Source organism: Erysipelatoclostridium sp. DFI.2.3 (assembly GCF_019132535.1).
GTDB lineage: Bacteria > Bacillota_I > Bacilli_A > Erysipelotrichales > Erysipelotrichaceae > Clostridium_AQ > Clostridium_AQ innocuum.
On record NZ_JAHOOJ010000007.1, the window covers coordinates 185,468 to 192,189 of the forward strand.

The window sequence follows — 6,722 nt, forward strand, 5'->3', positions numbered from 1 at the left end:
ACGATAGAAAGAAAAACAGGTGATGAAATGAATATAGAAATAGGAGAAGTATTTCCTTCCGCAATCGAAGAGGAAGGAACCGTTATGGATTTCGTTGATGATGAATTTGTATTCGTTATCAAGGATGAGGTCTGGATGGATGAGGAATGTCAGGCAATGAAGCACAATCCGCTGACACTGGATTTTGTGTATAAATATGATATCGCCGTCTTTCTGCTGACACTGGAGGATGCTGTTGATACCAGCGACTTCATATTTAATGTACATGACAACGAATATCCGGAACATCTGTATCGCAGCTTTGAAAACGGCGACGGCTATGGTATGACGCTGTATCTGATTGACCGTATGAATACGGTATGCGCAAAGCGCCGCGTCCGTCTGTCACAGGGTATGTCCAATACGATTTCCCAATATCTTGCAAAACAGAAGCAGGCTCCCTTTATGGAAGAGGAATTCCTGTGCAATCTGCAGGGGCTGCAGTCTGCCTGGGAACCGTTCGAAATGCAGAAGATGGCATTGGGAAGCGAAACCTTCAAATAAGCAATGTAAGAAAATGAAAGTGATATGTAATTTTTATCATTTTGTATTGTGATTTTTTCACAATTACAGTATAATGGAAAATAAGCTTAAGAAGGAGGAATTGTATGAGAGCAGTTGTGAGTGTAATCGGAAAGGATATGGTGGGAATCCTCGCCAAAGTCAGCGCAGAGTGTGAGAATGCAAATATGAATGTGATCGAGGTGTCCCAGACGCTGCTTCAGGATATGTTCGCAATGATCATGCTGATCGATATTACAAAGGGAAATACGACACTGGCCGATTTTGCGGCTCATATGGAGAATGTGGGAAAACAGAGTGGTTTGACCATTCATGTCATGCACGAGGACATATTCAACTCCATGCATAAGATATAGGATGGTGAACGTATGATAAACGTACATGATATACTGGAAACCATAAAGATGATTGATGAGGAATATCTCGATGTTCGTACAATCACGATGGGAATTTCTCTATTGGACTGCTGTGACAGTGATATAGATAAGTCCTGTGAGAAGATTTACAATAAGATTACACATCTGGCAAAGAATCTTGTCAAGACGGGAGAGGATATTGAACGGGAATACGGTATTCCTATCATCAACAAGCGGATTTCCGTTACACCGATCGCCATGCTTGTGGCTGTCAGCGGCGGTGATCCTGTAAAGTATGCACATACCCTTGAGCGCTGTGCACAGGCGGTGGGCGTTAATTTTATCGGCGGTTACTCCGCACTTGTCCAAAAGGGCTGTGCGGCAGGTGATCGCGAGCTGATGGAATCCATTCCAAGAGCATTGGCGGAAACAGAGCATGTATGTGCGTCCGTCAATGTCGGTTCTACCAAGGCCGGTATCAATATGAATGCGGTGGAGCTGATGGGACGCATGGTGAAGGAGGCTGCCGAGCTGACGAAGGATCGTAACTGCATCGGTGCTGCCAAGCTGGTCGTCTTCTGCAATGCGCCGGAGGATAATCCGTTTATGGCGGGTGCATTCCACGGTGTCGGAGAAGCTGACTGCGTCATCAATGTCGGTGTCAGCGGTCCGGGTGTTGTCCGTGCCGCATTGGCAAAGGCGGATAAGTCACTGCCAATGAATGAGCTTGCGGATATTATTAAGAAAACAGCCTTCAAGGTTACCCGTATGGGACAGCTGGTGGGAACGCTGGCAAGTGAACGTCTGGGTGTTCCGTTTGGTATCGTGGATCTGTCACTGGCACCTACTCCTGCCATCGGGGATTCCGTTGCCTATATTTTAGAGGAAATGGGTCTGGAAAGCTGTGGTGCCTATGGAACGACTGCCTGTCTGGCAATGCTGAACGATGCAGTGAAAAAGGGCGGTGTCATGGCCAGCAGTACGGTCGGCGGACTTTCCGGTGCCTTTATACCGGTGAGTGAGGATGCCGGAATGATTGCGGCAACCAGAGCGGGTACCCTGTGTCTGGAAAAGCTGGAGGCTATGACAGCAGTATGCTCGGTTGGTCTGGACATGGTTGTCATTCCGGGTGAAACAACGCCGGAGGTTATTTCCGGTATCATTGCGGATGAGGCTGCCATCGGTATGGTCAATTCCAAAACGACTGCGGTTCGCGCCATTCCTGCAATCGGCAAGAAGGTTGGGGAAGAGCTGGAGTTTGGCGGCTTGCTGGGAAGCGGTCCTGTGATGAACATCAATCAGACAGACTGTTCGGTTATGATACATAGAAAGGGAAGAATTCCTGCACCGATTCAGGCCTTGAAGAACTAACCACAGGTGAAAAATCATATCAGAGGAACCATATTATATAAAAGCTTTCAACGGCTATCATGAAGTGATTCAGGACATAGAGCGGCAATGTATTCTATGTCCTTTTTCCCGTTGTGAATGGAAATGACCTTTTCTTATGATATGCAGTTTTGCTGCAGCAGGCGCAGCGTTACCGGATAGAAGCATGCTGTGCCCTTTCTTCTCCTGCCTGCATTCAGCCATGAAGTATCGTCACTCCTTTATCTCCAAGCTTATTGAATGGAGTAAAGCAATACCGGGGATAGTCAAATAACTCACAACGGTACATGGTCTGTTGTTTCCCTCTTCACATGGCACCCCTGACAATAATCTGTGGGGAACTATATTTGTCGCATGCTTATCGGATTCAAAAACTATGCAGACCGCTATTCAGGAAGATGCTTCTCTTGTCTGCCGTCGTTTGCTGTGCTATGATAAAAATAAGAGATGGGAGAGCAAGCATATGAAAAAAGATATCGTTGAGCTGCGGCATCAGCTTCAGAAAATTAAATCGGATAAGCTGTATCTGGAGGAATGCATCGAGCGTCTTCATGAGGTGGAGAGTGCTTTACGGCAGGCCGAGAAACAGCTGAAAAAGGAAACCCGTGATGTGGAAAAGCTGAATACCGCATCCGTTGCCTCCATCCTTGCATTTTTTGCAAAGGATAAGGAGGAGCGCCTGGTGAAGGAAGAACAGGAGGCGCTGCAGGCTGCACTTCATGTGCGGCAGCTTCATGAAAATGCTAAGGCACTGCGGCAGGATATGGATGCCTGTGAGCTGAATATCGTACAGGAGGAGCTGGTTCGACAGCAGCTTGCGGAATGTGAGCTTGCGGAAGCGATACAGCATTCTCCCTACGGAGAAGCGCTGCGTGAGCAGAAGCAGCTTGTAGATGCGCATACACAGCGGTTAAAGGAAATTCAGGAAGCACTAGAGGCCGGCTATCTTGTGCTGGATCAGCTGAAAAATGCGCTTCGTAGCCTGGACAGTGCATCCTCCTGGGGCTTTATGGATATCGCAGGCGGCGGGATTCTCTCTACTGCTATGAAGCATTCCGCAGTTGACAAGGCACAGAAAAAAATCGCACTGCTGAAAATCAATTTGTATAAGTTTCAGAAGGAGGTTCAGGATGTTCAGGGATTTCAGATAAATACCGTGAAGCTTTCTGATGGAACGGTTGCAATGGATTATCTTTTTGATAATATTTTTACGAATATGTTCGTGCAGTCCAAAATCCGGGAATCAGAAAAATCGCTGCAGCAGGCGAAACGTAGAATTGATCAAATTATGGATTCGTTATTGCAGGAGCGCCAGCACACACAGCAACAGCTGGAAAGGGAACAGGCAGCCTATGAGCGCATGTGCAGGGAGTCTGTAGATTAGAAACAGCAGCTGCTTCTGGCGCTCGTTCTTCTGCTGTGCAATGCATGAGATAAACAATGATTGGCTATTGGCTGTCCCTGAACATGGGAAAAAGCGGAAGACAAAGAAAGCCTGACTTATCGGGGTTGGTTCTTATTTGATTGTGGGTGAATTAAAATAAAGGAGAATTCGATACTATTGCAAGTTATCTGTCGTATTTGAATGCTTCCTTTTGAAAGCACCCTGAATAAGAAAGATTCTGTTTAGCTCTTCTTTTTTACGTTGCTTATGTGTGTATCCTGAAGCAAGGAAGAACCCGGCTTTTCATCTGTGGCTTCCTGTCTGCTTCCGGATTTCAAATGTGTTCTTTCTGTTTTCTGAAGACCATAAGGAATACTGCTGAGCATACGTTTTGGCTACTATTCATCGCGTTAGCATAGAAAAATGCATTTCCCTGCAAAAGCATAGAAGAACATCAGAATATGGCTGTCAACGCTATGTATCTCTTGTATTTTGCAAATACGCTCAGAATTTGGAGGAAAATAGGAATACGATCTGCTGTATTTTCCTGTTTTCTTTTTTAAATCATTATATATTTTACAGTATTTGTGATAAAATAGAAAAAGCATTGGAAAAGGAGAGATAACATGCTGGAATTGCGCAATGTATCCTTTGAGGTAGATGGAAAAAAGATTTTAAACAACATCAGTCTGACGATGGAAGACAATAGATTTACCGTAATTACAGGCCCCAACGGCGGTGGGAAATCAACGCTGGCAAAGCTGATTATGGGGATTGAAAAACCAACAGAGGGAGAGATTTTGTTTGACGGGGAGGACATTACGGCAATGTCTATCGACGAACGGGCAAAACGAAAGATCGGTTATGCCTTTCAGCAGCCCCCCAGATTTAAGGGAATGAGTGTGCGTAAGCTTTTGTCCCTGGCACACGGTAAGGATTTGGATGAGGAAATCTGCTGCAGCTATCTGACGGATGTCGGACTGTGCTCCAAAGATTATCTGAACAGAGATGTGGATGCTTCTCTGTCCGGAGGCGAGGTAAAGCGGATTGAAATTGCGAGTATTCTCGCGCGCGACTTAAAGCTTTCTATATTCGATGAACCCGAGGCGGGCATCGATCTGTGGAGCTTTGCGAAGCTGGTGGAAACCTTCCAGAAGCTGCAAAGGGAATCCAGACAGTCCATTATTCTGATTTCCCATCAGGAGCGGATCATGCAGCTGGCGGATGAAATCATTATTATCGAAAACGGGGCAATCAAAACAAAAGGGAAGAGGGATGATATTCTTCCGACACTTATGAGTGAATTTGATTCCTGTGAATTTAAAAAGTAGGTGAAGCAGATGGAACAGATGGAAAAAAATCTGCTGAAGACAGTAGCGGATATCAGCGGCTTTATGCCGGGCAGTGCCTTCAGCTTAAGAAAAAACGGTGCAGGTGTGGAACGTCACTCTACAGAGCATGTAAAAATTCTGGCAAAAACAGACAAGCCGGGTATCGATATCATCGTGGATGCCAATACGGTGGGGGAAAGTATACATATTCCGGTTATTCTGACAGACAGCGGCATTCAGGATATGGTATATAACGATTTCTATATCGGAGAGGGTGCGGATGTGGAGATTGTAGCCGGATGCGGTATTCACAATGACGGCTGTGACACTTCACAGCATGACGGAATTCATACCTTTCATATCGGAAGAAATGCCAGCATTACCTATACGGAAAAGCATTATGGAGAAGGCAGCGGCAGCGGAGGCAGAATACTGAATCCGACAACCGTCATTCATATGGAGGAAGGCTCCTTTGCCAAAATGGATATGAGCCAGATTAAAGGGGTTGACTCCACCTTTCGTAAAACGGAGGCAAATTTAGGTGCATCTGCCAAGCTGGTGATCAATGAAAAGCTGATGACGCATGGAGAGCAGAAGGCACATTCGGATGTGACGGTGAATCTGAATGGAGAGGACAGCGTTGTTCAGATTGTTTCCCGATCTGTGGGAAAAGATACTTCCGTGCAGGTATTTCATCCGATCGCAGTGGGAAATAATCGTTCCCGTGCACATATTCAGTGCGATTCCATCATTATGGGAAAAGCAAAAATCAGTTCAATACCGGAAATTGCTGCGAATCATGTGGATGCGGAAATCATTCATGAGGCAGCAATCGGAAAAATCAACAATGATCAGCTGATTAAATTGCAGACATTCGGGCTAAACAGTGAGGAAGCGGAAAAAGTCATTGTGGATGGGTTCTTAAAGTGATTAAAAAAATAATATTTACGACTAGGAGAGTTTTCTTCCCGGTGGCAGTACAGGGAGGATCTCTTTTTTTCTATTCTGAAAGAAATCTGAACTATATCTTGACCTTCTCCCTGAGTGAAGGTGTACGATATGCATGAGGTGATACAAATGTATAAGATAAAGGAGCTGGCAGAGCTGTATGGAATCTAAACAATCATTGAGGCGCTGACACTATCTTTGCGGAAGAAGGCTTTATATGCACAAATTATAAGGTTTCTGATATTCTGTGGATTTTTGTGGCTGATTTAGAATAAGACAGGTAATGCAGGAAAAATAAACGCTTTATCTGATATCTGTGATTCATCGATAGGTGATTTTGCGAAAGCATAATAGGATACCTGTATAGAAACGAGGTGCATGTGTGCAGCAAAAGAAGATTGGGGAATATAGCAAAAGATGTGTAAATAGTAAAAAGCGGGTAAGAATGTAGATACGAAACATACTTACAGGAGGAAAAATACTATGAACACATCTTTTATTTCGACAAAGCAGATTAAGGATCTTGTCAATGAACAAAAGTTTACATCTACACAGGACATCATGGAGTGTATGAAAGGTATGTTTGCGGATGTATTAGAACAGACACTGCAGGCTGAAATGGATCTGCATTTAGGCTATGATCGCGCTGAAAGAACATCTTGTGAAGGGAAGAAAAACTATCGCAATGGCACTGTGAAACGCACAATGAAAACACAATTAGGTGAAGTAGATGTAAACGTACCACGTGATCGT

7 protein-coding genes are annotated in these 6,722 nt (G+C 44.8%); all 7 read left to right on the forward strand.

What is annotated here, in order from left to right; translation table 11 throughout:
- Positions 1-27: 27 nt before the first annotated feature.
- Entirely contained in the window at positions 28-543 is a 516-nt protein-coding gene (locus KSZ58_RS09290) for a hypothetical protein (protein ID WP_217752684.1), read from the forward strand.
- Positions 544-647: 104 nt separating this feature from the next.
- Positions 648-917, forward strand: a complete 270-nt coding sequence (locus tag KSZ58_RS09295) for an ACT domain-containing protein (RefSeq protein ID WP_002608232.1) — start codon at positions 648-650, stop codon at positions 915-917.
- Between the two features lie 12 nt (positions 918-929).
- Positions 930-2,288 (forward strand): PFL family protein, encoded by a 1,359-nt coding sequence (locus KSZ58_RS09300; protein ID WP_009269490.1) that lies wholly within the window; start codon positions 930-932, stop codon positions 2,286-2,288.
- A gap of 481 nt (positions 2,289-2,769) precedes the next feature.
- Positions 2,770-3,690, forward strand: a complete 921-nt coding sequence (locus tag KSZ58_RS09305) for a hypothetical protein (protein ID WP_217752685.1) — start codon at positions 2,770-2,772, stop codon at positions 3,688-3,690.
- Between the two features lie 626 nt (positions 3,691-4,316).
- Positions 4,317-5,021 carry an ABC transporter ATP-binding protein gene (locus tag KSZ58_RS09310; RefSeq protein ID WP_217752686.1) on the forward strand — a complete coding sequence of 235 codons (705 nt, stop codon included), beginning with the start codon at positions 4,317-4,319 and terminating at the stop codon, positions 5,019-5,021.
- A gap of 9 nt (positions 5,022-5,030) precedes the next feature.
- On the forward strand, positions 5,031-5,951 hold the full coding sequence (locus KSZ58_RS09315; RefSeq protein ID WP_008819171.1) for a SufD family Fe-S cluster assembly protein: 921 nt from the start codon (positions 5,031-5,033) through the stop codon (positions 5,949-5,951).
- Positions 5,952-6,452: 501 nt separating this feature from the next.
- Positions 6,453-6,722: transposase (locus tag KSZ58_RS09320; protein ID WP_217752687.1), on the forward strand; the 270-nt coding region annotated here is incomplete at its 3' end.

Coding starts and splice junctions, on each gene's coding strand:
- KSZ58_RS09310 (WP_217752686.1), top strand. CDS start 4,317: ATGCTGGAATTGCGCAATGTATCCTTTGAGGTAGATGGAAAAAAGATT.
- KSZ58_RS09290 (WP_217752684.1), top strand. CDS start 28: ATGAATATAGAAATAGGAGAAGTATTTCCTTCCGCAATCGAAGAGGAA.
- KSZ58_RS09300 (WP_009269490.1), top strand. CDS start 930: ATGATAAACGTACATGATATACTGGAAACCATAAAGATGATTGATGAG.
- KSZ58_RS09315 (WP_008819171.1), top strand. CDS start 5,031: ATGGAACAGATGGAAAAAAATCTGCTGAAGACAGTAGCGGATATCAGC.
- KSZ58_RS09295 (WP_002608232.1), top strand. CDS start 648: ATGAGAGCAGTTGTGAGTGTAATCGGAAAGGATATGGTGGGAATCCTC.
- KSZ58_RS09305 (WP_217752685.1), top strand. CDS start 2,770: ATGAAAAAAGATATCGTTGAGCTGCGGCATCAGCTTCAGAAAATTAAA.